21 protein-coding genes are annotated in these 22,988 nt (G+C 53.6%); 10 read left to right on the top strand and 11 right to left on the bottom strand.

All coding sequences use genetic code 11. From position 1 onward, the window contains the following. The first annotated feature begins 18 nt into the window (after positions 1-18). Positions 19-1,137 (top strand): winged helix-turn-helix domain-containing protein, encoded by a 1,119-nt coding sequence (locus ACK3CJ_RS14830; protein ID WP_409522989.1) that lies wholly within the window; start codon positions 19-21, stop codon positions 1,135-1,137. Between the two features lie 41 nt (positions 1,138-1,178). Here the strand turns inward: ACK3CJ_RS14830 and ACK3CJ_RS14825 are convergent, their stop codons facing one another. Beyond that, positions 1,179-1,973 carry a substrate-binding periplasmic protein gene (locus ACK3CJ_RS14825; RefSeq protein ID WP_409522988.1) on the bottom strand — a complete coding sequence of 265 codons (795 nt, stop codon included), beginning with the start codon at positions 1,971-1,973 and terminating at the stop codon, positions 1,179-1,181. A 97-nt stretch (positions 1,974-2,070) separates the two neighbouring features. Next, positions 2,071-3,009, bottom strand: coding sequence for a LysR substrate-binding domain-containing protein (locus ACK3CJ_RS14820; RefSeq protein ID WP_409522987.1), 939 nt, complete (start codon positions 3,007-3,009; stop codon positions 2,071-2,073). A gap of 122 nt (positions 3,010-3,131) precedes the next feature. Between ACK3CJ_RS14820 and ACK3CJ_RS14815 the strand changes: the two genes are divergently transcribed. Beyond that, the gene (locus tag ACK3CJ_RS14815; RefSeq protein ID WP_409522986.1) at positions 3,132-3,836 is read left to right on the top strand and encodes an FMN-dependent NADH-azoreductase; all 705 of its coding nucleotides are present in this window, start codon (positions 3,132-3,134) and stop codon (positions 3,834-3,836) included. 112 nt (positions 3,837-3,948) lie between these two features. Beyond that, a complete protein-coding gene (locus tag ACK3CJ_RS14810) occupies positions 3,949-4,899 on the top strand; it encodes an NmrA/HSCARG family protein (protein ID WP_409522985.1) in 951 nt (316 codons plus the stop codon). 23 nt (positions 4,900-4,922) lie between these two features. Here the strand turns inward: ACK3CJ_RS14810 and ACK3CJ_RS14805 are convergent, their stop codons facing one another. Then, complete coding sequence (locus tag ACK3CJ_RS14805) at positions 4,923-5,672, bottom strand: substrate-binding periplasmic protein (protein WP_409522984.1); 750 nt, start codon at positions 5,670-5,672, stop codon at positions 4,923-4,925. A 95-nt stretch (positions 5,673-5,767) separates the two neighbouring features. Here ACK3CJ_RS14805 and ACK3CJ_RS14800 point away from each other — a divergent pair, with 95 nt between their 5' ends. Next, a complete protein-coding gene (locus ACK3CJ_RS14800; RefSeq protein WP_409522983.1) occupies positions 5,768-6,706 on the top strand; it encodes a DNA-3-methyladenine glycosylase family protein in 939 nt (312 codons plus the stop codon). A 178-nt stretch (positions 6,707-6,884) separates the two neighbouring features. Here ACK3CJ_RS14800 and ACK3CJ_RS14795 read toward each other — a convergent pair whose 3' ends face one another. Further along, positions 6,885-8,471, bottom strand: coding sequence for an ABC-F family ATPase (locus ACK3CJ_RS14795; protein ID WP_409522982.1), 1,587 nt, complete (start codon positions 8,469-8,471; stop codon positions 6,885-6,887). 260 nt (positions 8,472-8,731) lie between these two features. Between ACK3CJ_RS14795 and ACK3CJ_RS14790 the strand changes: the two genes are divergently transcribed. The 4 genes from ACK3CJ_RS14790 (at position 8,732) to ACK3CJ_RS14775 (ending at position 11,732) form a co-directional block, all read left to right on the top strand. Then, positions 8,732-10,057 carry a DEAD/DEAH box helicase gene (locus ACK3CJ_RS14790; protein WP_409522981.1) on the top strand — a complete coding sequence of 442 codons (1,326 nt, stop codon included), beginning with the start codon at positions 8,732-8,734 and terminating at the stop codon, positions 10,055-10,057. Between the two features lie 181 nt (positions 10,058-10,238). Then, positions 10,239-10,688, top strand: a complete 450-nt coding sequence (locus ACK3CJ_RS14785; RefSeq protein WP_409522980.1) for a YaiI/YqxD family protein — start codon at positions 10,239-10,241, stop codon at positions 10,686-10,688. 30 nt (positions 10,689-10,718) lie between these two features. Continuing rightward, positions 10,719-11,249: an RBBP9/YdeN family alpha/beta hydrolase gene (locus ACK3CJ_RS14780; RefSeq protein ID WP_409522979.1), complete on the top strand. Its 531-nt coding sequence runs from the start codon at positions 10,719-10,721 to the stop codon at positions 11,247-11,249. A gap of 57 nt (positions 11,250-11,306) precedes the next feature. Continuing rightward, entirely contained in the window at positions 11,307-11,732 is a 426-nt protein-coding gene (locus ACK3CJ_RS14775) for a DUF2784 domain-containing protein (RefSeq protein ID WP_409522978.1), read from the top strand. Between the two features lie 136 nt (positions 11,733-11,868). On the opposite strand, the gene ACK3CJ_RS14770 is transcribed toward ACK3CJ_RS14775, so the two are convergent. Both ACK3CJ_RS14770 and ACK3CJ_RS14765 read right to left on the bottom strand, forming a co-directional pair. Then, positions 11,869-12,072 (bottom strand): cold-shock protein, encoded by a 204-nt coding sequence (locus tag ACK3CJ_RS14770; protein WP_151705510.1) that lies wholly within the window; start codon positions 12,070-12,072, stop codon positions 11,869-11,871. A 225-nt stretch (positions 12,073-12,297) separates the two neighbouring features. Continuing rightward, on the bottom strand, positions 12,298-13,227 hold the full coding sequence (locus ACK3CJ_RS14765) for a 2-hydroxyacid dehydrogenase (protein ID WP_409522977.1): 930 nt from the start codon (positions 13,225-13,227) through the stop codon (positions 12,298-12,300). 159 nt (positions 13,228-13,386) lie between these two features. Between ACK3CJ_RS14765 and ACK3CJ_RS14760 the strand changes: the two genes are divergently transcribed. Next, entirely contained in the window at positions 13,387-14,874 is a 1,488-nt protein-coding gene (locus tag ACK3CJ_RS14760) for an aldehyde dehydrogenase (RefSeq protein ID WP_409522976.1), read from the top strand. 58 nt (positions 14,875-14,932) lie between these two features. Here ACK3CJ_RS14760 and ACK3CJ_RS14755 read toward each other — a convergent pair whose 3' ends face one another. The 3 genes from ACK3CJ_RS14755 to ACK3CJ_RS14745 all read right to left on the bottom strand — a co-directional run bounded on the left by ACK3CJ_RS14755 (position 14,933) and on the right by ACK3CJ_RS14745 (position 18,180). Further along, positions 14,933-15,763, bottom strand: a complete 831-nt coding sequence (locus ACK3CJ_RS14755; RefSeq protein WP_409522975.1) for a response regulator transcription factor — start codon at positions 15,761-15,763, stop codon at positions 14,933-14,935. Positions 15,764-15,861: 98 nt separating this feature from the next. After that, positions 15,862-17,244: an aspartate aminotransferase family protein gene (locus ACK3CJ_RS14750; protein WP_409522974.1), complete on the bottom strand. Its 1,383-nt coding sequence runs from the start codon at positions 17,242-17,244 to the stop codon at positions 15,862-15,864. Positions 17,245-17,469: 225 nt separating this feature from the next. After that, positions 17,470-18,180, bottom strand: coding sequence for a GntR family transcriptional regulator (locus ACK3CJ_RS14745; protein ID WP_409522973.1), 711 nt, complete (start codon positions 18,178-18,180; stop codon positions 17,470-17,472). Positions 18,181-18,402: 222 nt separating this feature from the next. Between ACK3CJ_RS14745 and ACK3CJ_RS14740 the strand changes: the two genes are divergently transcribed. Then, the gene (locus ACK3CJ_RS14740) at positions 18,403-19,743 is read left to right on the top strand and encodes a glutamine synthetase family protein (RefSeq protein ID WP_409522972.1); all 1,341 of its coding nucleotides are present in this window, start codon (positions 18,403-18,405) and stop codon (positions 19,741-19,743) included. A gap of 254 nt (positions 19,744-19,997) precedes the next feature. Here ACK3CJ_RS14740 and ACK3CJ_RS14735 read toward each other — a convergent pair whose 3' ends face one another. Beyond that, positions 19,998-21,401 carry a Na+/H+ antiporter NhaC family protein gene (locus ACK3CJ_RS14735; protein ID WP_409526596.1) on the bottom strand — a complete coding sequence of 468 codons (1,404 nt, stop codon included), beginning with the start codon at positions 21,399-21,401 and terminating at the stop codon, positions 19,998-20,000. 285 nt (positions 21,402-21,686) lie between these two features. Beyond that, on the bottom strand, positions 21,687-22,805 hold the full coding sequence (locus ACK3CJ_RS14730) for a cytochrome-c peroxidase (protein ID WP_409522971.1): 1,119 nt from the start codon (positions 22,803-22,805) through the stop codon (positions 21,687-21,689). Between the last annotated feature and the right edge of the window lie 183 nt (positions 22,806-22,988).

Here is a 22,988-nt window from a genome sequence, read left to right as displayed (position 1 = left end):
CAACCCTATGGACGTGGCTTGGCGGGCGCACGTAAAGCGATCAATCATCTGGGCTATGTACAGATCGATACCATATCGGTGGTGGAGCGCGCACACCATCATGTGCTTCACTCCAGAGTGCCAGAATTCAAGCCCGTCATGACAAATCAAATGTTGCTCGATGGAGGCATATTTGAATACTGGGCGCATGCAGCATCTTTCCTACCTATTGCTGACTTTCGCTTCTCCTTACCCTATAAGCATGCCATTAAAAGTGGTCAAACCCATTGGTTCAAAACCCGTGATCAGAAACTTATGGATGAGCTGTTGGCACGCATACGATCAGACGGTCCGTTACGATCCCGCGATATAGAAACGAACACCGTAAAACGTGCAGGCTGGTGGGACTGGAAGCCAGCTAAGAAGGCGCTTGAACAGTTGTATATGGAAGGTTATCTGATGGTCAGTAATCGCGAGGGTTTCCAAAAAACCTACGACCTGACCGAGCGGGTACTGCCGTCACACGTCAACTCGCAAATGCCCAGCCTGGAAGAGTTTGCGGCGCATATGATAGACCAGCAGCTGCGCTGTCATGGCTTTACTTCACTTAAAGGGCTGACCTACCTGCGCCGCAATGCTGAGCTGCGCAGTGCAGTCAAAGCCTTGGTAAACGAACGGTTGGCACAGGGCAGTCTGGAACAGGTCCAAGTCAGCAGTGGCGAAATTTTCATACTGGAAACAGGTGCGCTCGAACGCCCACTTCCCCGGTTGAAAAACCGCATCTTGATTCTTTCGCCATTCGACAACAGTGTCATTCAGCGCGAAAGGCTCAAAGCACTGTTTCAATACGACTATCAGTTAGAATGCTATGTACCTGAAGCCAAAAGACAATATGGCTACTTTTGCCTGCCACTCCTTTATCGGGATGTTTTCATTGGGAGGATGGATTGCAAAGCTCATCGAAAAACCAGTCATTTAGAGATCAAACTGCTACACCTTGAACAGCATGATTTTGATGAAGACTCAGTCATCACTGCATTTGTTGACGCCATCAAACAGTTCTGTCATTTTCAAAAATGTGATTCAGTGTCTTTGACTGAGGCTCATCCAAAGCATCTAACCCAACATTTACGCAGTGCGTTAAAAGATGCAGGGTGACCTGTGTGCTTTTGCCGGATGGCTTGAGCTGAGAGCTGAATTTATTCGTACCGCCCGATGATCATCGAGCTGGTGCCATCGCTAAGCATGGATTCGATCGCGACATTGATCCGGCGAATAATATCGTGTGCATCCTCCCGGGAGCGGGCGACCGCGATATGGTTTGCATCGACGACCAGGTGATTTTCCTGCACCTCCAGTAGGCTGAGGTCGATACCGGCCCGTGTAGCATAATGGCGCACAGCTGGTGGTCCACCAGACAGAATTGCCACGTCGATACGGCCAGCAACCAGTTTTTGTAACCGACTGCTCGCATTTGCGTCCCATTGCACGTTGATGGTCGGCAATGCAGTCTCGAAGTCCGGGCCAAAACTTGCACCCTGTTGTACGCCAGCATGGAGCCCGGCCAGATCGCTTAAGCCATTGAGCTGGAGGCCAGCGCCCTGGCGCGTGATCATCAGAACCCGGTCTTCATATATTGGAGTCGAAAACAGATACAGTTCATTTCGTTCAGGTGTACGGGAAAAACTGGTGATCACGCCAAAACCGGCTTGTGCATAGGACACGGTGCGCGCCCAGGGGTAGGCCTGCACTTCTACCTCGTAGCCAGCGCGTTGCAAGGCCTCGACTGCCAGTTCGGTCATGTAGCCGACTGGTTTGTGGTCCTGGATAAACATTTTGGGTGCCGCCTGATCAGCGACGAACAGTTGTAGTGGTTCCGGTAAAGCGGCCTCGGAAGAAAGTACAGCTCCTGGCCATGCAGCACAGGTCAATGCCAGAATCAGTAATAGACGACGCATTACTGGAAAATCGCGCCAATGACAAAAGTTTTTCACTTTGCATGCACCTTACTGTTCGCTTCTTACTTAGAGTGTAAATCATTCTCAGCGCAAAACAAGGAAGCTGGTAGTTGATATGAACTGTTGGATTGCATCAGGCTTGTAGGGATAACCCACTGCCTGGCACTGCTTGCTGAAGTGTGCTGTATCGTTCGCGCAGTCCGATAACCCATTCATGGACGGCCATAATAGCGGGTTCATGAGCGCGCCGCTGCGGATAGATCAGATAGAAGGATTTACCGATCAGATCCGGTCCGAAAGGGCGAATCAGGCGGCCGGTTCTTAACTCATCCATCATCAGGGCGATACTCATCAATGCAACTCCCTGACCATCCAGCGCTGCCGAGATAACATGTGTTTCATCAGAAAAGGTTAACCCCGCACCGACATCCAACCCTGGCACTTGCGTCTGATGCTGCCAGTTGTACCAGTCACCCGGAGAGCGGATTGTTTTGCAGGGCTCAAAATGCAACAGCGTGTGATGGGGAAGTTGGGAAGGCTCCGTCAGCCCAAGCGAGGGGCTGCAGACGGGGGCGAAGACGTTCTCGAACAGCTTTTCAGCGACCATGCCCGGCCAGTTGCCATCACCATAGCGTATCGCCATGTCTGCAACCACGCCATCCAGTGCAGCATCTTCATGAGAGGTATGTATGCTCAGATCCAGCTTCGGATGAGCATCACGCAACAGGCACACCCAGGGCAGTAGCCAGCGCAAGGCTACTGCCGGGGTTGCCGATAGGGTGATGGACTGGCGCTCGGGTGTCTCGCGCAGCTGCGTGATGGTGTCGGCAATGGCATCGAGCGATTCACTCAACACTTGCTGCAGTTTGCGCCCCTGTGGAGTCAGTGCCAGTTGTCGGGGTTTGCGCACAAACAATGTTAATCCAAGCGATTCCTCCAGTTGCCGCACTTGATGGCTGATCGCGGTTGGCGTTACCGACAGCTCGGCCGCCGCACGTTTGGCACTGAGATGGCGGGCGGCCGCTTCAAAAGCGCGCAAGGCTGAAAGTGAAGGAAGTTTACGTGTGTTCATAGATGAATTTAATTTTGTAATAGGTGAAAGGAATCATCGTTTGTCGTGCCATGTAATATCAGGCTAAATTTCATTACCTGTCAAGTAACAGGTGAAATGAATTCAGTTAAGGAGATAGAATCATGGCCCGTTTATTATATCTGGATGCCAGTGCGCGTCCCGGCCGCGCTGGCACGCATGAGCATGGCTCACTCACTCGTCGTCTGACGCATCACTTTGTGTCTCTGTGGCAGGCAGGACGCCCCGAGGATGAAGTGATCTATCGTGATCTCGGGGAGTCACCACCCAGTGCTGTCAGCGGTGATTGGATACATGCTGCATTCACTGCCGAAGAGGCTCAAGAGGACTGGATGAGCGGGGTGCTGGCCGAAAGCGACAGGTTGATAGATGAAGTGGCCGCTGCCGATATTCTGGTGCTGGGCGTGCCGATGTACAATTTCAATGTACCTTCCTCGTTCAAAGCCTGGGTCGATAACATTGTGCGTATTGGCAGGACCTTCGATTTTGATCCCAGTAATCCTGAACATCCTTATCTGCCGCTGATGGCAGGGCGACGAGCGGTGGTACTCTCATCACGCGGAGGTATCGGGCTTGATCCTGGAGCTGAGCTGGCCCACATGAATCATCTGGAGCCGAGCATCAGAACGGCACTGGGCTTTATCGGTATTACAGAGTTGCATCAGATCGCGATCGAGGGGCAGGAGTTTGGCGGTGAGGTGCTGGCTGACTCCACACGCGCTGCCGAGGCCAGAGTGGCGTTGCTGGTTGATGAGTTGCAGGATGATCTGGCGCTCAAGCATGCCTATCTCAGGCCGGAACCGGCCTGAAACCAAATCCTGAAATAACTTCTATACTTAGGCTGATGAGTGCTACCTGATGCGGTTTTGTGTAGTGCCCAGGTTATGATCGTCTAACAGCCTGCAGATGGGAGTGCTCACCATGCCGAACAGGAAAATAATTGCGGTGGTTGGTGCCACTGGTGCGCAGGGCGGAGGGCTAGCCAGAGCCATTCTTCATGATATCGGCAGTGAGTTTAAGGTCCGTGCCCTGACTCGTGATGTGCGCTCAGGAACCGCCATTGAATTAGCCGAGATGGGCGCTGAGGTGGTTGCAGCGGATCTGGATGATCCAGTCAGTCTGCGCAAAGCGTTTCAGGGGGCCTATGGTGCCTACTGCATGACCAATTTCTGGGAGCACTTCTCACCGGATAAAGAGTTGAGTCAGGCAGCAAACATGGCGGCAGCCGCTAAAGCGGCCAATCTGCAACACGTAGTCTGGTCAACACTGGAAGATACGCGCCGCTGGGTGCCGCTGGATGACGATCGAATGCCGACCCTGATGGAGAAGTATAAGGTCCCTCATTTTGACGCCAAGGGCGAGGCCAATATTCTGTTTATTGAACAAGGGGTGCCGACCTCTTTTTTGCTGACCTCCTTCTACTGGGATAATCTGATCTACTTCGGCATGGGGCCCAAGCGTGGTGCCGATGGAGTGTTGGAGATCACCTTGCCGATGGGGGACCGCAAGCTGCCGGGTATCGCATCTGAAGATATCGGTAAATGCGCGTATGGGGTATTTCGAGAGGGTACTTCCAGCATCGGGAAAATGGTTGGTATTGCCGGCGGCCATTTGAGCGGTGTAGAGATGGCCGAGGCGCTGACTCAGGCGCTGGGTGAACTGGTCAGATACAATGATGTGCCCCCTGAAGTGTATCGCAGTTTCGGTTTCCCCGGGGCGGATGATCTGGGCAATATGTTCCAGTTCAAGCATGACTTTAACGAGCTGTTTGTGTCAGCCCGTGACATTGAACGCTCTCGGAAGTTGAATCCTGAACTACAGAGCTTTGAGCAGTGGTTGGCACACAATAAGGATCGGATCCCAATAGACTGATCGTCGGCTGTGTGAAAGTTGTTCTATTGAAAGTGATGGTTGATGATCCAATCATAGGTACCATCAGTTTTGAGCTCGACCAGCACCTCATCAAATCTGTCTCTGAAATCGGATAGATCCTGCTTTTTCGAAAAAGCGATATAGCTGGGCAGGCTTTCTACTTCAGGGGTCAGCTCGCGAACTTGGTTCAGTGCTCCCATCTTCTGCAGGATATGCAGGCCACCATATTTATTGCTGACCAGAATATCAAACCTGCCTGCGATCAGCTTTTCCATATTGATTTCGCCTGTGGCAGCCAAATCAGGCTGTTCGATGATCGCCTGCTCAACTGCTTCATCAAACACTCTACCATAGCTGACTCCTCGAACTGCACCGAAGGTGTATTGTTTCAACTCTGCCAGATCACCGTTGAAAGAGATGGGCGAGTCTTGTCTCACAAACAGGGAGATCACCTGAGGCATCAGGATCTCGTTGGAGTAGTCGGCAAACAACTCCCTCTCAGGTGTTTTATAGGCAGTGAAAATGGCATCGGCTGTGCCGTCCTCAATCATCTGAAGGGCTCTGGCCCAGGGCAGCAGAGTAATGTTAATCGGTTGGTCCATGCGTTGAAAAACGGCGTGAATGATATCCACGACAAAGCCTTGTAGCTCACCATCCTCCTCATACTCATAGGGTGGATATTGCAGAGTGACCAGCTCCAGCGTCCGAGCTGACGCGTTGGCACAGATCAGCAGCAGTGAGATAAGTGTGCAGCGTAGAATAAATCGGATCATGGCCTGAGTCTCAAAGCATGTGATGAATTCTCTGACTAGTATAGTATCGAGAGCCAGCAAGCACTGCGAAAAATGATGCCTGAAGGAGACTAGATGTGAGCGACATTGATGATCAAAAGGAAACATCTCGACCACCATCTTCTTTCACCTGTCATCTGATGCTGCCGCCGGATTATCGGCAGGCTGATATGCTGGCGTTTCATCAGCGTGATGTTCAGGCGGTGGCGGAACGGGTTGATCAAGAGACACTGCATAAAGGGATCTGCTGGGACGGTGATCCCGCTTGCCTTACGATAGCGTTTGAGCCGGGCAGGGCGGTGGCGACCTTGGAAGTTGATGGTCAGCCTAAGGTTGGTAGTCAGATCCGGCTTGAACAGATGGTACGGCGTATGCTGGGGCTGACTCAGCCTGTGGAAATATTCGAACAGGAGTATGCGGGTCATCCATTGCTCGGTCCACTGATTCGGCGCCGACCTGGTCTGCGTGTGGCGATGACAACCACCCCCTTTGAAGCGCTGACCTGGGCGATCATCGGGCAGCAGATCAGTGTCAGTGCTGCGGTGTCCATCCGTCGAAAACTGATCATAGCGGCTGATATCCCGCATCGTAGCGGGCTGTTGTGCTATCCGGATGCGGCTCGGATTATGAGTCTTGAGGATGAAGAGCTGTTGCGGGCTGGTCTGTCCCGAACCAAGGCACAAACCATCAAAACTCTCAGTGAGTCAGTGGTGAATGAGCAGTTACAGCTGGATCAGTGGGTGGAGAATCTGGATGCCGAACAGGTCAGTGAACGCCTGAATGCCGTGAAAGGGATCGGCCCCTGGACTGTCAGTTATGCCCTGATGCGTGGCTTTGGCTGGCTGGATGGTTCTTTGCATGGGGATGTGGCGGTGAGGCGCAACCTTCAGGCGCTGCTGGGTCGTGAGGAGAAAATCAGTCAGGAGGAAACCAGGCGCTGGCTTGAGGACTATTCGCCCTGGCGGGCCCTGGTCGGGGCGCATCTCTGGGCGATACAGGCAACCGATGGATACTGATAATGGGCCCCTGGATCCGTGTTTTCATGTATGAGTTATTCCGAAGGTCTTGGGTGAGACGCCGTGAATGCGTCCCTGCAGGCTTGAATGCCGCGTCCCTGCGGCAGACACTCACCCATGACCTCCAGAATATGCCGCAAAGTCACGGATTCAGATGTTTTTTAGATCAGATGTCTGATCAGACGATGCCCTGGCTGCGCAGATAATCGTCGTAGGTACCGCTGAAGTCAGTGATGCCATTGGCACTGAGTTCCACGATACGCGTGGCCAGTGAAGAAACGAATTCGCGGTCGTGGCTGACAAAGATCAGCGTGCCGGGATAGTTCTCCAGTGCCAGGTTCAGCGCCTCGATCGACTCCATATCCAAGTGGTTGGTCGGCTCATCCATCAGCATCACGTTTGGTTTGATCAGTGTCAGCTTGCCGAACAGCATGCGACCCTGCTCACCACCCGAGATCACTTTCACCGACTTGCCTATCTCATCACCGGAGAAAAGCATGCGACCCAGCGCACCACGGATCGCCTGCTCGCCGCCGCTGGTCCAGCGTGACATCCACTCAAACAGTGTGGCTTCTTCGGCAAAATCCTGAGTATGGTCCTGTGCAAAATAACCAACCTCGGCACTGTCGGTCCATTTCACCTCGCCGCTGTCGGGCGTCAGATGACCACTCATGCACTGCAGCAGGGTGGTTTTACCTATCCCGTTGGGACCGATGATCGCAACTCGCTCGCCTGCTTCCACCTGAAGGTTGAAGTTCTTGAACAGCGTGACGCCATCAAAGCTCTTGGACAGATCCTTCAAGGTAACGGCCTGCTTGTGCAGCTTTTTCTGCTGCTCAAAGCGGATAAAGGGGCTGACACGGCTTGAAGGTTTGACCTCGTCGAGCTGGATCTTGTCAATCTGGCGCGCACGCGACGTCGCCTGCTTGGCTTTAGAGGCGTTGGCCGAGAAGCGGCTGACAAAGGTCTGCAGTTCGGCTATCTGTGCTTTTTTCTTGGCGTTGTCCGACATCAGGCGCTCTCTGGCCTGAGTCGCAGCGGTCATATATTCATCATAGCTGCCCGGGAACAGGCGCAGTTCGCAATAGTCCAGATCCGCCATATGGGTGCAGACCTTGTTCAGGAAGTGGCGGTCATGCGAAATGATGATCATGGTGCTGTTGCGCGACGTCAGAATCTCTTCCAGCCAGCGGATGGTGTTGATGTCCAGATGGTTGGTCGGCTCATCCAGCAGCAGTACATCAGGATCGGAAAACAGCGCCTGAGCGAGCAGAACACGCAGTTTCCAGCCGGGCGCCAGTACACTCATCGGCTCGTTATGCTGTTCTATCGGAATTTCCAGGCCCAGCAACAGCTCACCGGCACGCGATTCAGCCGTATAGCCATCCATCTCGGAGAACTCAACTTCGAGCTCAGCCACCGCCATGCCATCCTCTTCGGTCATGTCGGGCAGCGAGTAGATACGGTCACGCTCAGCCTTGACGCGCCACAGTTCCTCATGGCCCATGATCACCGTATCGATAACGCTGACGTTCTCAAAGGCAAACTGATCCTGACGCAGCTTACCCAGGCGCGTGTGCTCATTCAGCATCACATGGCCGGAAGTTGGCTCCAGATCGCCCCCCAGAATTTTCATGAAGGTGGACTTGCCGCAGCCGTTGGCACCGATCAGACCGTATCGATTGCCGTTGCCAAACTTGACAGAGACGTTTTCAAATAGAGGCTTGGCCCCGAACTGCATGGTGATATTAGCGGTGGAAATCAAAGAAAGAACCCATAGATGGTGGTTGGCGACAGCTGTCGCGATATGCTTGATGTAAAAGGAGCAATATTATACAGGTTTGGCGAGCAGTTGTGTTACTATGTGCTCGACTTTATGTAGTACGCTTTCCATGTAGTGTAGTAACCCAATGTAGTAAGCCAAAGTAGTACCCTTGGTCGTACCCTATTGATTACCCACCCAAGTACTGTATTCAGCATTAATTCCCATCCGTCCTTTTCAGGACATTATATGTTCGGAGTCACATGCCTTTTGCTTCCCTCGGTCTGAACGAGCAGCTCGTTCAAGCTATTAACGAATGTGGTTATACAGAGCCAACCCCCATCCAGCGCCAGGCGATTCCTGTTGTGCTGAAAGGCGGAGATTTGCTCGCTGGTGCTCAGACCGGTACCGGCAAAACCGCAGGCTTTGGCCTGCCCATGTTGCAGCGTCTGGGTGAAACCGACGCAAAACCCCATACCAATGGTCGTGCACCTGTGCGCGCACTGGTGCTGACACCCACACGTGAACTGGCCGCTCAGGTTGAAGATAACCTGCGCGAATATGCCAGACACACCCCATTTCGCACCCTGGCGGTGTTTGGTGGTGTCAACATTAACCCGCAGATGAAAGCGCTGGGCCGCAAAGTCGATATCGTGGTGGCAACGCCCGGTCGATTGCTGGATCTGGTTTCGCAGCGCGCTCTGGATTTGTCACGCATCGAGATTCTGGTGCTGGACGAAGCGGATCGCATGCTGGACATGGGTTTTATCCGCGATATTCGTAAAATTCTGGCGATGTTGCCGAAAAAACGTCAGAACCTGCTCTTCTCAGCGACCTTCTCGGAAGAGATCAAGGCGCTGTCGCAGGATCTGCTGAATAACCCGGCGATGATCGAAACTGCCGTGCGCAACGCCACTGCTGATACCGTTGAGCAGGCGTTCTATGGTGTCGACAAGGGGCGTAAGCGTGATCTACTCAGTTACCTGATCGGTAACAATAACTGGCAGCAGGTGCTGGTCTTCACTCGCACCAAGCACGGCTCCAACCGTCTGGCTAAACAGCTGGAGCAGGATGGTCTGCCGGCGATGGCAATTCATGGCGATAAAAGCCAGGGCGCCAGAACCCGCGCTCTGAAACAGTTCAAAGATGGCGAACTGCGCGTGCTGGTGGCGACCGATATCGCAGCCCGCGGCATCGATATCAGCGAACTGCCACACGTGGTTAACTTCGAACTGCCCCACGTACCAGCCGACTACGTTCACCGTATCGGCCGTACCGGACGTGCAGGCAGCTCCGGTAGAGCCATATCACTGGTCTGCCATGAAGAGAAGCCGCAGTTCAAAGCGATCGAAAAACTGATCAACAAGCGCTACGAGCTTGAAGTGCAACCAGGCTTCGAGCCGGGCCCTGAAGATCGTATGATGCCAGCTGCCAAGCCTGCCGGTAATGGCAGAGGGCGTGGCGGCAATGGCAGTCCGCGGCAGGGTGCAGGACGCAATGGCGCCGGTCGAAGCAAACCGGCGGCTGCAGCGGCTCCACGCAGCAACAAGCCGAGCCGTCCTCAGCGTCATGCACGACACGATGCCTGATATGCACAGCTCCGGCTGACAATCGGGCGACCAGCTCGTAGTGAAGAATCCCCTCGTGAATCTGCCAAGACTTGCGAGGGGATTTTTTTTGTTTATGGACACAGCATCATCGCCGGGATTGCGCTTAAGGTGCATAACGGAGATCATGGATTCTGATATGGTTTCAAGAGTTGAAACAGCAATGACAATTTGGGTCGATGCCGATGCATGTCCGGTGGTAATCAAGGAGATTCTTTTCCGTGCCGCCGAGCGGACAAAAGTGGAACTGGTGCTGGTTGCCAATCAGGCGATGCGTGTGCCGCCTGCTTCCAATATTCGTTCGATTCAGGTGAGCTCCGGCTTTGATGTGGCAGATGATGAGATCGTCAAGCGGGTTCAGGTTGATGATCTGGTGATCACCAGCGATATTCCGTTAGCTGCCGAGGTGATCGAGAAGGGTGGTCATGCTCTGAGCTCTCGCGGTGAGGCGTTCAGCAAGGAAAATATCCGTGGCCGGCTGAATATCCGTGATTTTCTGGACACGCTGCGCTCCAGTGGTATCCAAAGTGGAGGCCCACCGCCTTTGAGTCAGCGTGAGCGCCAGGCGTTTGCTAACCAGTTGGATCGCTATCTGGCGCGTTTTGCGCGTTAATCTATTATTGATCTTTTCAAGGATACTGATATGACAGTTCAGGTTCTGACTCTTCCCGGTTACCTCAACTCCGACCCAGAGCACTGGCAGAGTCTGTGGGAGGAGGCTTATTCATCTTTTTCGCGGGTAATGCAGCGTGACTGGGAGTGTCCGGATTGTGATGAGTGGGTAGCAGAGCTGGAGAAGCGTGTGGCTGAGGCCGGTCCGGAAACTGTTCTGGTGGCACATAGTATGGGTTGCTTGTTAGTGGCGCATTGGGCATCACGTACTCGGTTGACAGTGAAAGGGGTGTTGCTGGTTGCGCCACCTGATCCTGATGGTATTAATTTTCCTTCGACTGCAATTGGATTCGGATCATTACCAATCGAGGCTTTCAACTTTCCCTCCATCATGGTGGTCAGCAGTAATGACCCCTATGGTGATCTGACATTTGCACAAGATTTTGCCAATCACTGGGGTAGTCGCTTCATCAATATAGGTGAGGCCGGGCATATCAATACCGAGACAGGTTTGGGTGACTGGCCGCAGGGACTCGATTTGGTGCGGCAGTTGATGGGCTGATACTCTATCCTTCAGGTAATAACCTTGATCTGCTGATGGCAAGGGGTACTTGGAGAGATGAGGGCTTATGACAGTGTGTATGACAGAATCCCTGCGCCGGGGCTTGTGGCAGATATTATTCTGATATTGCATAGCCTGATTGTGGTGTTTGTGATCTTTGGTCTGGTGCTGATATTGATAGGTGGGTGGCGTCATTGGCGCTGGGTAGGCAATCGCTGGTTTCGCGCACTTCATCTGCTGACTATTATCGTCGTTGCTGTGCAGGCATGGTTTGGTTTGATCTGTCCGTTGACGATCTGGGAGCAGGAGTTAAGACGGGTGGCGGGGCAGTTCTATTACGAGATCTCGTTTGTGGAATACTGGCTGGGGCAGTTTCTTTACTATGATCTGCCCTGGTGGGTATTTGTCGCTATCTATACGTTATTCGGAGTATTGGTGCTGTTGGCTTTGTGGCTGGTGCCGCCAAGGTGGCGTGACTCCTGAGTAATAGGGTCTTGTTCAGGGTCTTGATCAGAGGGGCAGGTATCTGGAAACTTAACCGATATGATTGCAGTGCCAAATTGCAGGCAAAAAAAAGCCCCGCTATGCGGAGCTTATCTTTCTAGGCGTCAGCCCGGATTCAGAGTACCTGAATCTGTGAAGCCTGAGGACCTTTAGCACCCTGTGCAGGGGTGAAAGATACCTGCTGGCCTTCAGCCAGAGTTTTGAAGCCATTACCAACGATTTCAGAGAAATGTGCGAACAGATCTTTGCTGCCGTCATCTGGAGTAATGAAACCAAAACCTTTAGCTTCGTTGAACCATTTAACTGTACCAGTAGCCATTTAAGTCTTACCTTATAAAAAATATTGATGAGCAATGCTCAGAAAATGCAATGAAAATCAAAGAGAGGGGACTGAAAGACTGAAGTACCGTAAGGATCCAACAAATACTAGGGTCGCGCCAACTTGAGTGATCTTGCTGAACCCATAGTATGAGATTGGTACCCTGTCGTCAAACCTTATTTGATTTATTTTCATGCGGGCACTCCTTTGCCTTATTGTTCAGACTCAGTAGCCGCGCTGACGATCAATAAGCCCACTGGGGGATTCGCCGGACTCGAGTAGCTTGATCTTGTCGCAGATCTGCTGCACGGTTTCATCGCGCAGGGTGCGTGCAGACACATGTGGGGTCAGAGTAATGGAAGGGTGTCTCCAGAAGGGGTGCTCTATCGGGAGGGGTTCCTGGCGGAACACATCCAGTACCGAATGGCGTATCAGACCTTCATCTATGGCGCGGATCATATCGTGATCAACCAGATGCTCGCCCCGGCCAACATTGATCACCACCGCATCCGGCAACAGGCTGCTAAAGGTATCGTAGTTGAGCAGGTCTCTGGTTTCGGGTGTCAGTGGCAGGGTGTTGATGAGTACGCGAGTCCGCGCAAGAAAGGATTTGAACTGTTCTTGGCCGGCAAATGATTCGACACCCTCTATCGGCTGGCCGGATCGGCTCCAGCCAGCAACGGGGTAGTCGAGTCCTGCCAGTGTGGTGGCCACCCGCTTGCCGATCTGACCCAGCCCGAGCACGCCTATCGGCCAGTCCTGACGCCTTATCGGGCGCAGCATTTTCCATACACCATCAGCCTGCTGCTCGCGATACAGGGCCATATCACGGCTTGCTTCGATAACATAATAGGCCACATATTCGGCCATCTGGGCCGACATGCCAGCATCTTCAAGGCGGTAGATCGGCAGATTGTCTGGCAGCCCTGTCAGTTTGAGCAGGGCATCAACACCGGCTCCCAGATTGAATATGGCCTTCAGCGAGTGCGTCTGTGCGAACACCTCTGCGGGTGGTTGCCAGACAATCGCATAGTCGGCATCGGTCGCTGGGTTTGCTGCATCCCAGATATGGATATCGGCCTGGGGTAACTGCTCCAATAGTGGGGCTTTCCAGCGTTCGGCTTTCGGGTCTTCGGTGGCAAAGAGAATCTTCATCAACGTGTCCATTCCATGTGCTTGCTTGGTGACCCTATGCTAACGCTCTGCACCTGAAAAATGAAAGGGCATCCGCGCAGAATACCCCCTGGTGTATATATCACTCCTTCCCGTACCTCCCTAGACTTGGATCATTACCAGAGTCTGAGAGGTACGACTGTGAAAACATTACAAGAATGGAAAACCTTGAGTGAGTCCCTGACGCTGCGGGGCGAGGCCTATATCAATGGCTGTTTTCAGCCATCGCTGAGCGGTGAAACCTTCCCCTGTGTCAATCCGTCAACCGAGCAGTTGCTGATTAATGTGGCCAGCTGCGATCAGGGCGATGTCGATCTGGCGGTGGCCAATGCGCGCGAGGTGTTCCGCTCGGGTATCTGGTCCGAAATGGCACCCAAGGCACGCAAGAGGGTGCTGTTGAGGCTGGCCGATCTGCTGGAAAAGCATCAGGATGAGTTTGCGCTGCTGGATACGCTGGATATGGGTAAATCCATCTCCGAGATGGTGAATATCGATGTGCCGGATACGATCGATTGCTTCCGCTGGACGGCCGAGAGTGTCGATAAGGTGTATGGAGAGATCGCTCCTACCGGTCATGACACGCTGGCATTGATCAGCCGTGAGCCGGTGGGCGTGGTGGCAGCGATCACTCCTTGGAACTACCCGCTGATGATGGCGACCTGGAAGCTGGCACCGGCGCTGGCAGCCGGGAACAGTGTGATACTCAAACCCTCTGAAAAATCACCTTTGAGTGCATTGCGGCTCGCTGAGCTGGCTACCGAGGCGGGCTTGCCTGATGGCGTACTGAATGTGCTGCCTGGCTTTGGTCATACTGCCGGTAAAGCACTGGCGCTGCATCGTGATGTGAATGTCCTGGCGTTTACCGGTTCCAGTCGTGTGGCGGGGATGCTGATGGAGTATGCCGGCCAGTCCAATATGAAGCGTGTCTGGCTTGAGGCGGGCGGCAAATCACCCAGCCTGATCTTTGATGATTGTGAAGATATTAAAAAGGCTGCGGCCACGGCGGCTGCGGCGATCTTTTCCAATCAGGGTGAGGTGTGTATCGCCTGTTCACGCGTCTATGTACAAAAAAGCATTAAAGAGCGCTTCCTGGCTGAGTTGATCGAGGCGGCCAGCCAGTATCAGCCTGCTGATCCGCTTGACCCGGAAACCCGCATGGGGCCAGTGGTGGATGCCGTGCAACTGGCAACGGTGGAGCGCTATATCAGCTCGGCGCTTGAAGAGGGAGGACTGTGCGTGCTGGGTGGCCTGCCGAAGCATGTACCAGGGCAGGGATATTTCGTGCAGCCGACTATCATTGATCAGGCACATAATGGCATGACCTTCGTGAAAGAGGAGATCTTTGGCCCTGTGCTCGCGGTGTGTGAGTTTGAAACTGAGGAGGAGGCCATTGCACTCGCCAATGACTCGGTTTATGGCTTGGGCGCTTCCGTATGGACCGCAAACCTGTCGCGTGCCCACCGCGTCAGCCGCAAGCTGGAAGCCGGTATGGTCTGGGTGAATACCTGGGGTGAGGGAGACAGCACGGTACCCTTTGGTGGCGTGAAGGCATCGGGTAACGGACGCGACAAGTCGCTGCATTCACTGGAGAAGTACACCGAGCTGAAAACCGTCTGGATACGCCTGTGATCGTAGGGGGCTATCTAGCCCCTTTATCCAGTCCCCTTATCCAGCCCCGTGATCGATGTCAGTGATGCTGTACCGCCACTCTGGCGGATGAGGCGGGTTCCAGCTCATTCAGATGGCTGAGGAACAGGGTGAAAAGCTCCGACTGGGTGGAGGTGTGAAAGCGGGAGTGTATATTCTTGCGATGCACCTTTACTGTTCCCAGGCTGATATGCAACCGATCCGCAATCGCCTGGGAGGAGTGTCCCCGCAGGATCAGGCCGGTGATCTCTTGCTCTCGGCGTGTCAGAATGCCACTGCCAAAGGTATTCAACGCCTGCCGTATTGCCCCTTCCGCTTTTTCATACTGCACATACTCCTGATGCTGAGATAGCCAGAACTGACGCATCAGGGAGTTGATGATCGGGTAGATATCCTGAAGTCGCTGCATTTCAGCGCGGGTAATGCTGCCGAGCAGTGCACGCCGACCGAGTGACAGGCTACAGGTGATATCGTTTTCCAGTTGAATCACCAGGTTGATTTCATCCACCAGGCCGAAGTTCTGATAGCACTTTTGATAGTACTCGGTCATCTCGAAGGAGTCCGGGGCGATGTCGCTCAGGCGGCTGACGTCGGAGATGCTGCCCGACATGATCGTGTTGTAGAGCGGGTCCAGCACGTAGGTCTGCTTTATATAGCAGTGCAGAGTCTGGCTCTGTTCGGCGGGATCGGTCGGGTGCAGAATAATCGGTTTGCAGTCCTGCTTGTAGGTCACGATCAGCAGGGTGTCGAAGTTGCATTGGGTGGCCAGAAAGGCCTCAAGGGCTTTGGGAAAGGTGCGCAGACGGGTTTGATCGATCAGTGAGGCAAGACTTTTTTGCCAGCCGCTATCTTTTTCTGATATGCGCTTCATGATGTCTCTCTGGAGGCTTACGGTTTGTCGTGATGTGTTTCATTGATGTCAGTGCAGCGAGCCGGACATTGCTGCCCGACCGTTGCACCAGGTATCGGTCAACTGACCGACTTGAGGGTCAGGTCCAGACACAGGCGTGCCTTGTCGCAGATCTCGTCCACTTCGCTGCGGCTGATCACCAGTGGCGGCGACAGCACCATGCGGCTGCCGACAGCACGCATGATCAGACCGTTGTTAAAGCAGTGGTCACGACAGATCAGACCGATATCCATATCCGACGGGAAGAGGGTCTTGCTCGCCTTGTCCTTGACCAGCGCCATGCCAGCCACCAGGCCCACCCCTTCGATATGACCGACAAGAGGGTGGTCTGCCAGTGTTTCTCTCAACTTGGCCTGGAAATAGGGGCCGATATCATCTGCCACATACTCCACCAGCTTGCGCGACTTCATCAGGCGGATGGTTGCCAGCGCTGTGGCTGCGGCAACCGGGTGGCCTGAATAGGTGAAGCCGTGGTTGAAGTCTTCATTATGTTCGATAAACGCATGTGCAATGCGGTTGCCGACGGCGACTGCTGCAATCGGCAGATAGCCGGATGACAGCCCTTTTGCCATGGAGATGATGTCCGGCTGGATGCCGAAGGTCTGGCTGCCGAACCAGTTACCGGTTCGGCCAAAGCCGCAGATCACTTCATCGGCCGCAATCAGCACATCATACTTGTTACAGATCTTCTGAATCTCCTGCCAGTAGTTGGCAGGTGGCACGATCACTCCACCGGCACCCTGCAGTGGCTCCCCGATAAAGGCTGCCACGTTTTCGGGTCCTACGGCCAGGATCTTATCTTCCAGCGCCTTGGCGCAGGCGATGCCGAACTCTTCTTCACTCATATCACCGGCTTCACCATACCAGTAAGGCTGGCGAATACGTTCAATACCGGGCAGCAGTGGCGCGCCCTGCTTGTGCATACCACTCATGCCGCCGAGGCTGGCACCACCAACAGTGCTGCCATGGTAGGCGTTTTCACGGCTGATCAGGATGTTCTTGTAGGGCTTGCCCTTGATGCACCAGTACTGACGCACCATGCGGATAATGGTGTCGACCGCCTCAGAGCCTGAGTTGGCAAAGAATATATGGTCCAGATCACCCGGTGTCACGCTGGCGATCTCTTTGGCCAGTTCGGCTGCCGGTGCGTGAGTGGTCTGAAAGAAGGTGTTATAGAAGGGCAACTGCTGCATCTGCTGATGCGCGGCATCTATCAGCTCCTGACAGTTATAGCCCAGGTTCACACACCACAAGCCTGCCATGCCGTCGATGATCTTGTTGCCTTCGCTGTCCCAAAGATAGACGCCTTCACCATGTGTGATGACACGGGCACCTTTTTTGTTCAGTGCACCGGTGTTGGTAAAGGGGTGCATATGGTGCTCGGCATCCATGCACTGAACGGCGAGGGTTTTGGCGGAGGAGGACTGGGTTTTGTTGAACATGATGTTTCTCCCGGCAGCACTGGTAATGCAGGGCTGGTATTGTCTTGTTATGTGATCATTAATGTTGAATACAGATATGGTTGATCTGATATTGACTCTATTTTGTGATCACAAAATCACAAAGTCAACACAAAAAAACATCCAGCCAAGACTCTGGATGAGTCGGCTGGGGGCTGAAAAGGAGTTAAGTGATTGAGGCGAATCCCGAAAAGACAGGAAGGAAGTTCAGGCCTGGTTGGATTGCTCGATGAAGCTCTGCAGTAGCTCAGGGGTATCGGCGAAGGCAAATCCCTCACGAATATCGGCAGCTATGGCGCGCTGCAGGGCGAAGGCGTCCCGGTCGCGGATGGCGGCCAGAGCTTCGTTGTGGCGGTCGATCACATAGTGCTCCTGCAGCTTGCTGGAGGCCAGACGCATGAAGGGGCCAAGTTGCAGCCAGAGGCTTTCGATCAGAGGGAGTGTGATCTGATGTGGGTTGGCCTTATAGAGGGCGCGATGAAAACGCTGGTTGAGAATGCTGATCTGCTCCAGATTGCCCTCTGTCTGCGCGTTATCTATCTGTCGGTCCAGTTGTTGCAGGTGCTGCAGCTGCTCTCCATCGATGTAGGGCAGGGCGCGGGCGGCTGCATGGCACTCTATTGCTATGCGGGCTTCGCAGAGTTCGGTGAACTTCATGGCCGTCATTTTTGGCACCATCACCCGGCGATTGCCCTGTATCTCCAGTGCACCCTCGGCCGAGAGCTGGCGTAGCGCCTCGCGCACCGGCATCGGACTGACATCCAGAATGCCGGCCAGCTCGCGGATGGTCAGTGCGCGACCGGGCAGTATCTGCCCCTGCATCACAGCGTCTCTGAGGGAGGTGTATACCCATTGTGTCACGGTGCCGTTGTCATCGCGCTCGGGTGGGGTGATCTGTATCGGAGATTTCTTATCCATTGTCTCGGCTGGCCAGATAGTTTCGGCTGCATTGTAGCCTGCTCGCTTATCAGCGTGAAGCGATCAGGGCAGATTGACCTTGTTTAAATTTTGTGATCAAATTGATTTGTATTTTTGTGATCACAATTTATATCAATTTTCCAAGTAAAAACCCACAAAAGCTGATCAAAAAGCTTTCGTCTCAGCTGAAAAAAGTACATCCGTACTTAAGAGAGTCTCTGTATGTCGTCTAATAACAATACTGAATTTGATCTGTTCATCACGGATCTTAATGGCAACCTGCGTGGAAAACGGATGCCCTGGAAAGCGCTCGGCAAGGTGATGGAGGAGGGTGTGAAACTGCCTCGCTCCGTGCTGGGGTTCGATTTCTGGGGCGATGACGTGCTTGAAAACGGTCTGGTCTTTGAGACAGGCGATATTGATGGTACCTGTCTGCCGGTACAGCAACCTGTGCCGGTTACCTGGTCGGAATCGCCGCGGTATCAGATTCTGGCTACCATGTTCAACCCGGATGGCACTCCTTTTGGCGCCGACCCGCGTCAGGTGTTGTCACGGATTGTGGATCGGTTCAAATCACATGGGCTGACCCCGGTGGTTGCGACTGAGCTTGAATTTTACCTGCTGGATGGCGATTCCGAGGTGAGTCAGCGTCCTCAGCCACCGATTCTGTCCGAAGGTCATGGACGTCGTCTGACCGAAACCGACTGCTACTCCATTGATGAGATGGATGGCCTGTCCTCTTTCTTTTCCGATGTGCGTGAAGCCTGTGAGCTGCAGGGTGTACCAGCAGATACGATTGTATCTGAGCTGGGGCCAGGGCAGTTCGAGATCAATCTGGTGCATGTCGCTGACCCGATGCTGGCCGGTGATCAGGCGACCATGTTCAAGCGTCTGGTCAAAGGGATTGCACGCAAGCATGGTTACGCCGCGACTTTCATGGCCAAGCCTTACACCAAAAAGAGCGGTAACGGTCTGCATGTTCATTTCAGCCTGCTGAATGAAGACGGTATTAACGTATTTGATGATGGTGGAGAAGAGGGGACCGATCTGCTGCGCTATGCTGTGGGCGGCCTGATGCGCACCATGTCAGACAGTATGCTGACCTTTGCACCGCATATGAACTCCTATCGCCGTTTCAAGGTCGGGGCGCATGCACCAACCTTTGCCAGTTGGGGCTATGAGAACCGAACCGTGGCGATCCGTATTCCAGAGAGTCCACCTGTGGCGCGTCGTATCGAGCATCGTGTAGCGGGGGCGGATGCCAACCCCTATCTGGTGCTGGCTACGGTGCTTGCAGGCGCGCTCTACGGTATCGAGAATAAACTGATGCCAATGGCAGCGATCGAGGGAGATGCTTACAACGAGGCTGAGGCTAACCACGAACTGTTGCTGCCGAACAAGTGGGATGTTGCCACCGAGGTGTTCAGCCGCAGTCAGGTGTTGAAGGAGTATCTGGGCGAAGAGTTCGTCCGTGTCTATTCGGCAGCCAAGCGCCAGGAATTGCGCAAGCTGCATGAGCGCATTTCGGATGTGGAGTACGAGTCCTATCTGGGCCTGCTCTGATCTGAAATCGGGATAAACAGAAACCTCCGGTTGTGATGATCGGAGGTTTTTTTATACCTGAATCCGCTGCTTCAACGCATATCCCGGAGACCTTAGGTGAGACGCCGTGAATACATCCCTGTAGGCTTAAATGCCGCATCCCTGCGGCATACACTCACCCAAGGTCTCCGGGATATGCCTGTACATACAAGCAGTTGTCAGTTTTTGAGGGCGGAGGAACGCGTGCCTGACAGTGGGATCAGGCACGCGAGGGATCAGCTGAACAGGTAACCCATGCCAAGCAGCAGGAAGAAGGTCAGCACCGCGCCAATCAGCGCATAGGGAATCTGGGTCAGTGCATGTTGCATCGGCGTGCAGCCGGAGCCTTGTGATGAAAGTACGGTAGAGTCGCTGAAGAAGCAGGCGTGGCTGCCAAAGGCAGAGGCAGACATAAGAGCACCGACGGTCAGCGGCATGGACATCTCCAGTGTCAGGGCCATCGGGATCACAATCGGCAGTGACACGACAAAGACACCCCAGCTCGAGCCTGTCGCAAACACCACGGCAGCCATGGACAGGAATACCAGTGCCGGCAGCATCTCTTTGGAAAGATAGGGTGACAGTGCGTCAATGATGTAGGGTGTCATGCCCAGTTGGTCGTTCACCTCTTTCAGCATGAAACCGGCGCAGACAACAGCAATGGGGTAGAGCATCACCTTGAAGCCATCCAGCATCGCATCCACCAGTTGGCTGAAATTCAGCAGTCGCTGCCAGAAATAGAGCACCATGGTGAACATGGAGGCGACCAGAGCCCCGAACAGCAGATCTATTTCATAGTAAACACTGGCGGCAACCAGCACTAACATCGGCAGCACAAAGTTCATCAGCCCCACCCAGGGGGAGGTGTGTTTGAGGTGCGAAGTGTCGAAATCAGTCACCGGGGCGTCGTCCGGAATCGGCTGGCCCGCCTGAGCACGCTTCTCTGCCTGCTTCATCGGGCCAATATCGCCGAGTATGCCCATGGCGACCAGAAACACCACCAGCAGTGCTACCCAGCCATAGATCATGTAAGGGATCGACTGAATATAGAGCAACATCCCTTGGCCCTTATCGACGGCTCCATTATCTTCCAGCAGTGCCGCAAAATAGACTGCCCAAGTGGAGATAGGGACCAGGATACAGACCGGAGCAGCGGTTGAGTCAACCAGGAAAGCCAGCTTCTCGCGCGAGATACCAAAGCGATCCGTGAGATTCTTCATTGAGGCTGACACGGCAAGAGAGTTCAGATAGTCGTCAATAAACACCATCACACCGAGGCCGCAGGTGGTCAACATGGTGCCTCGCCGTGTCTTGATCCGTCTGGCCATCAGCTTGCCAAAGCTGAGGACGCTGCCGCCACGCTCCAGCATATTGATCAGGCCCCCCATCATGCCGCACACCAGTACGATCCAGACAATGGTGTCATCCTGCACCACCTCCATGGAGAGATCTCCCAGTCCTGAAATGAGATTGGCTGGATCAAGCAGCAGCAATCCGGCAATGACGCCGGCAAAAATAGACTCCAGTGGTTTTTTGGTGATGATCGCCACGAACAGAATCAGGAGCGCAGGCAGCAGGCTGTAGAAGCCATAGTCTTCGCCTTCGGATACCTGGGTCGACAGGTAGGCAAAAGCTGCCATGATCAAGCCGTAGAAGATAAGCCAGTGGGTAGGAGGATGACTTTTTTCGGCAGCCTTGTTGACTACCAGTGAAGTGTTAAGGGAAGAGTCTAGCGAAGAGTTTAATGGAGTGGTATTGGTACTCATTAAAACACCCTGATTGGATTTATTGTAAGTGTTGGATCGGTATGGCGGGCTGGATGTGGCTTCCCGCGTGAGAAAAACCGATCCAGCTTCGATGATTAACGATACTGTCAGGGTGAACAGGAGCGATATACCTACCCGGGTATATTTTGGACTGATCCGCTATTTCAGCAGATGCTCATAGCGTTGGTCGGTGAGCGTTTTGAGAAAGGCGACCAGCGCCTGCATCCGTCTCTCATCCAATGCCGGACCTGTCTGTAACGCTTCGAGTGACAGGTTTTCGGCTATTTCCGGTGGCTCCCAGGTCAGACCTGTTTCAGGATTGACCTGTGCGCTGGCGCTGCGGCTGTTGTACTTGTTGTAGAAGCGGATAACGGTCAGCAGATCGGTGAAAACACCATTGTGCATGTAGGGTCCGGTAACGGCGATATTGCGCAGACTGGGCGTTTTGAATTTGCCTTTTTGAGTCGTGTCGTTGATATCCGGGTGTGCAAACAATCCTTCGTCTCGTGCCGTGACGCCTGTGATGGCTCGTAGTGCCCGGTTCTCGGGTACGCCTATGTTGTGAAATTCAAAATTAGTGAAAAGTTCTTCAGTGCTGCCGGGCAGGGGTTTGAGTTGATGGCATAGATTGCAGTTGGTGAACTGTTGTGAAAAAAACAGCGTCATCCCCAGTTCTTCTTCGGTGGTCAGTTCGTATTCGCCACGCAGATGGCGGTCGTACTTCGAATCGAAGGGGGCGAAGAGCATGGTCATTTCAAATTGCGCGATCGCGTCGGCCATGGCGTTGTAGGCCTGTGTCGCATCATCGAACACCGTATCACCATACAGAACAGGAAACCGGGACAGATACTCGGGATTTTCCAGCAGACGATCAAGAATAGCCTGTTCGCTGGGCATGTTCATTTCTATCGGATTGAGGGGTGGCCCCTTTGCCTGATCCAGCAGCGTATTGGCGCGTCCATCCCAGAAAAACCCTCCTGCAAAAATTCCCTTTTTATTCAGATGAAAGGGTGGTGTAAAGGCTGCGTAGGCTGCAGTCGGGGTGTTCCGGTCACCCAGAGATACGCTATCGTCTCCCAAGGAGACAGCAGCTTTTGTTCCTGTGCCACGTGAATCGATAAATCCATTGGCAGGTGAGTGACAGGTGGCACAGGACTGGGTTCTTTCCCTGGACAGATTTGTGTCAAAAAAGAGCATCTGCCCTAGAAGCGCTTTCTCGGGCTGCAACTCTTCCATCGTTTCGGCGTTGCTTGTTACTGGATGGAGCAGTGTGATCAACAGTATCAGGAGTGTCTTTTTTGGGGATCTGAATAGGAGGTGCATGGCGCTGTGTCCGTTCTTTGAATCAGGCGTTTTATGCATGATGGCTGGATTGGCGATGATGAATGTTGATCTAGATCATGTAAATAGTATTGAATGTAGTAATTGAGATGCTAATCGTTATCAATTATATTAAGTTGC

Source organism: Nitrincola salilacus (assembly GCF_046271865.1).
Classification (GTDB): domain Bacteria; phylum Pseudomonadota; class Gammaproteobacteria; order Pseudomonadales; family Balneatricaceae; genus Nitrincola; species Nitrincola salilacus.
This window is presented reverse-complemented; position numbering and strand designations above follow the sequence as displayed.

What these genes read in the sequence shown, in the direction of transcription:
- ACK3CJ_RS14820 (WP_409522987.1), bottom strand. Translation starts at nt 3,009, where the DNA reads ATGAACACACGTAAACTTCCTTCACTTTCAGCCTTGCGCGCTTTTGAA.
- ACK3CJ_RS14815 (WP_409522986.1), top strand. Translation starts at nt 3,132, where the DNA reads ATGGCCCGTTTATTATATCTGGATGCCAGTGCGCGTCCCGGCCGCGCT.
- ACK3CJ_RS14810 (WP_409522985.1), top strand. Translation starts at nt 3,949, where the DNA reads ATGCCGAACAGGAAAATAATTGCGGTGGTTGGTGCCACTGGTGCGCAG.
- ACK3CJ_RS14805 (WP_409522984.1), bottom strand. Translation starts at nt 5,672, where the DNA reads ATGATCCGATTTATTCTACGCTGCACACTTATCTCACTGCTGCTGATC.
- ACK3CJ_RS14790 (WP_409522981.1), top strand. Translation starts at nt 8,732, where the DNA reads ATGCCTTTTGCTTCCCTCGGTCTGAACGAGCAGCTCGTTCAAGCTATT.
- ACK3CJ_RS14785 (WP_409522980.1), top strand. Translation starts at nt 10,239, where the DNA reads ATGACAATTTGGGTCGATGCCGATGCATGTCCGGTGGTAATCAAGGAG.
- ACK3CJ_RS14780 (WP_409522979.1), top strand. Translation starts at nt 10,719, where the DNA reads ATGACAGTTCAGGTTCTGACTCTTCCCGGTTACCTCAACTCCGACCCA.
- ACK3CJ_RS14775 (WP_409522978.1), top strand. Translation starts at nt 11,307, where the DNA reads ATGAGGGCTTATGACAGTGTGTATGACAGAATCCCTGCGCCGGGGCTT.
- ACK3CJ_RS14770 (WP_151705510.1), bottom strand. Translation starts at nt 12,072, where the DNA reads ATGGCTACTGGTACAGTTAAATGGTTCAACGAAGCTAAAGGTTTTGGT.
- ACK3CJ_RS14765 (WP_409522977.1), bottom strand. Translation starts at nt 13,227, where the DNA reads ATGAAGATTCTCTTTGCCACCGAAGACCCGAAAGCCGAACGCTGGAAA.
- ACK3CJ_RS14755 (WP_409522975.1), bottom strand. Translation starts at nt 15,763, where the DNA reads ATGAAGCGCATATCAGAAAAAGATAGCGGCTGGCAAAAAAGTCTTGCC.
- ACK3CJ_RS14750 (WP_409522974.1), bottom strand. Translation starts at nt 17,244, where the DNA reads ATGTTCAACAAAACCCAGTCCTCCTCCGCCAAAACCCTCGCCGTTCAG.
- ACK3CJ_RS14745 (WP_409522973.1), bottom strand. Translation starts at nt 18,180, where the DNA reads ATGGATAAGAAATCTCCGATACAGATCACCCCACCCGAGCGCGATGAC.
- ACK3CJ_RS14740 (WP_409522972.1), top strand. Translation starts at nt 18,403, where the DNA reads ATGTCGTCTAATAACAATACTGAATTTGATCTGTTCATCACGGATCTT.
- ACK3CJ_RS14735 (WP_409526596.1), bottom strand. Translation starts at nt 21,401, where the DNA reads ATGGCAGCTTTTGCCTACCTGTCGACCCAGGTATCCGAAGGCGAAGAC.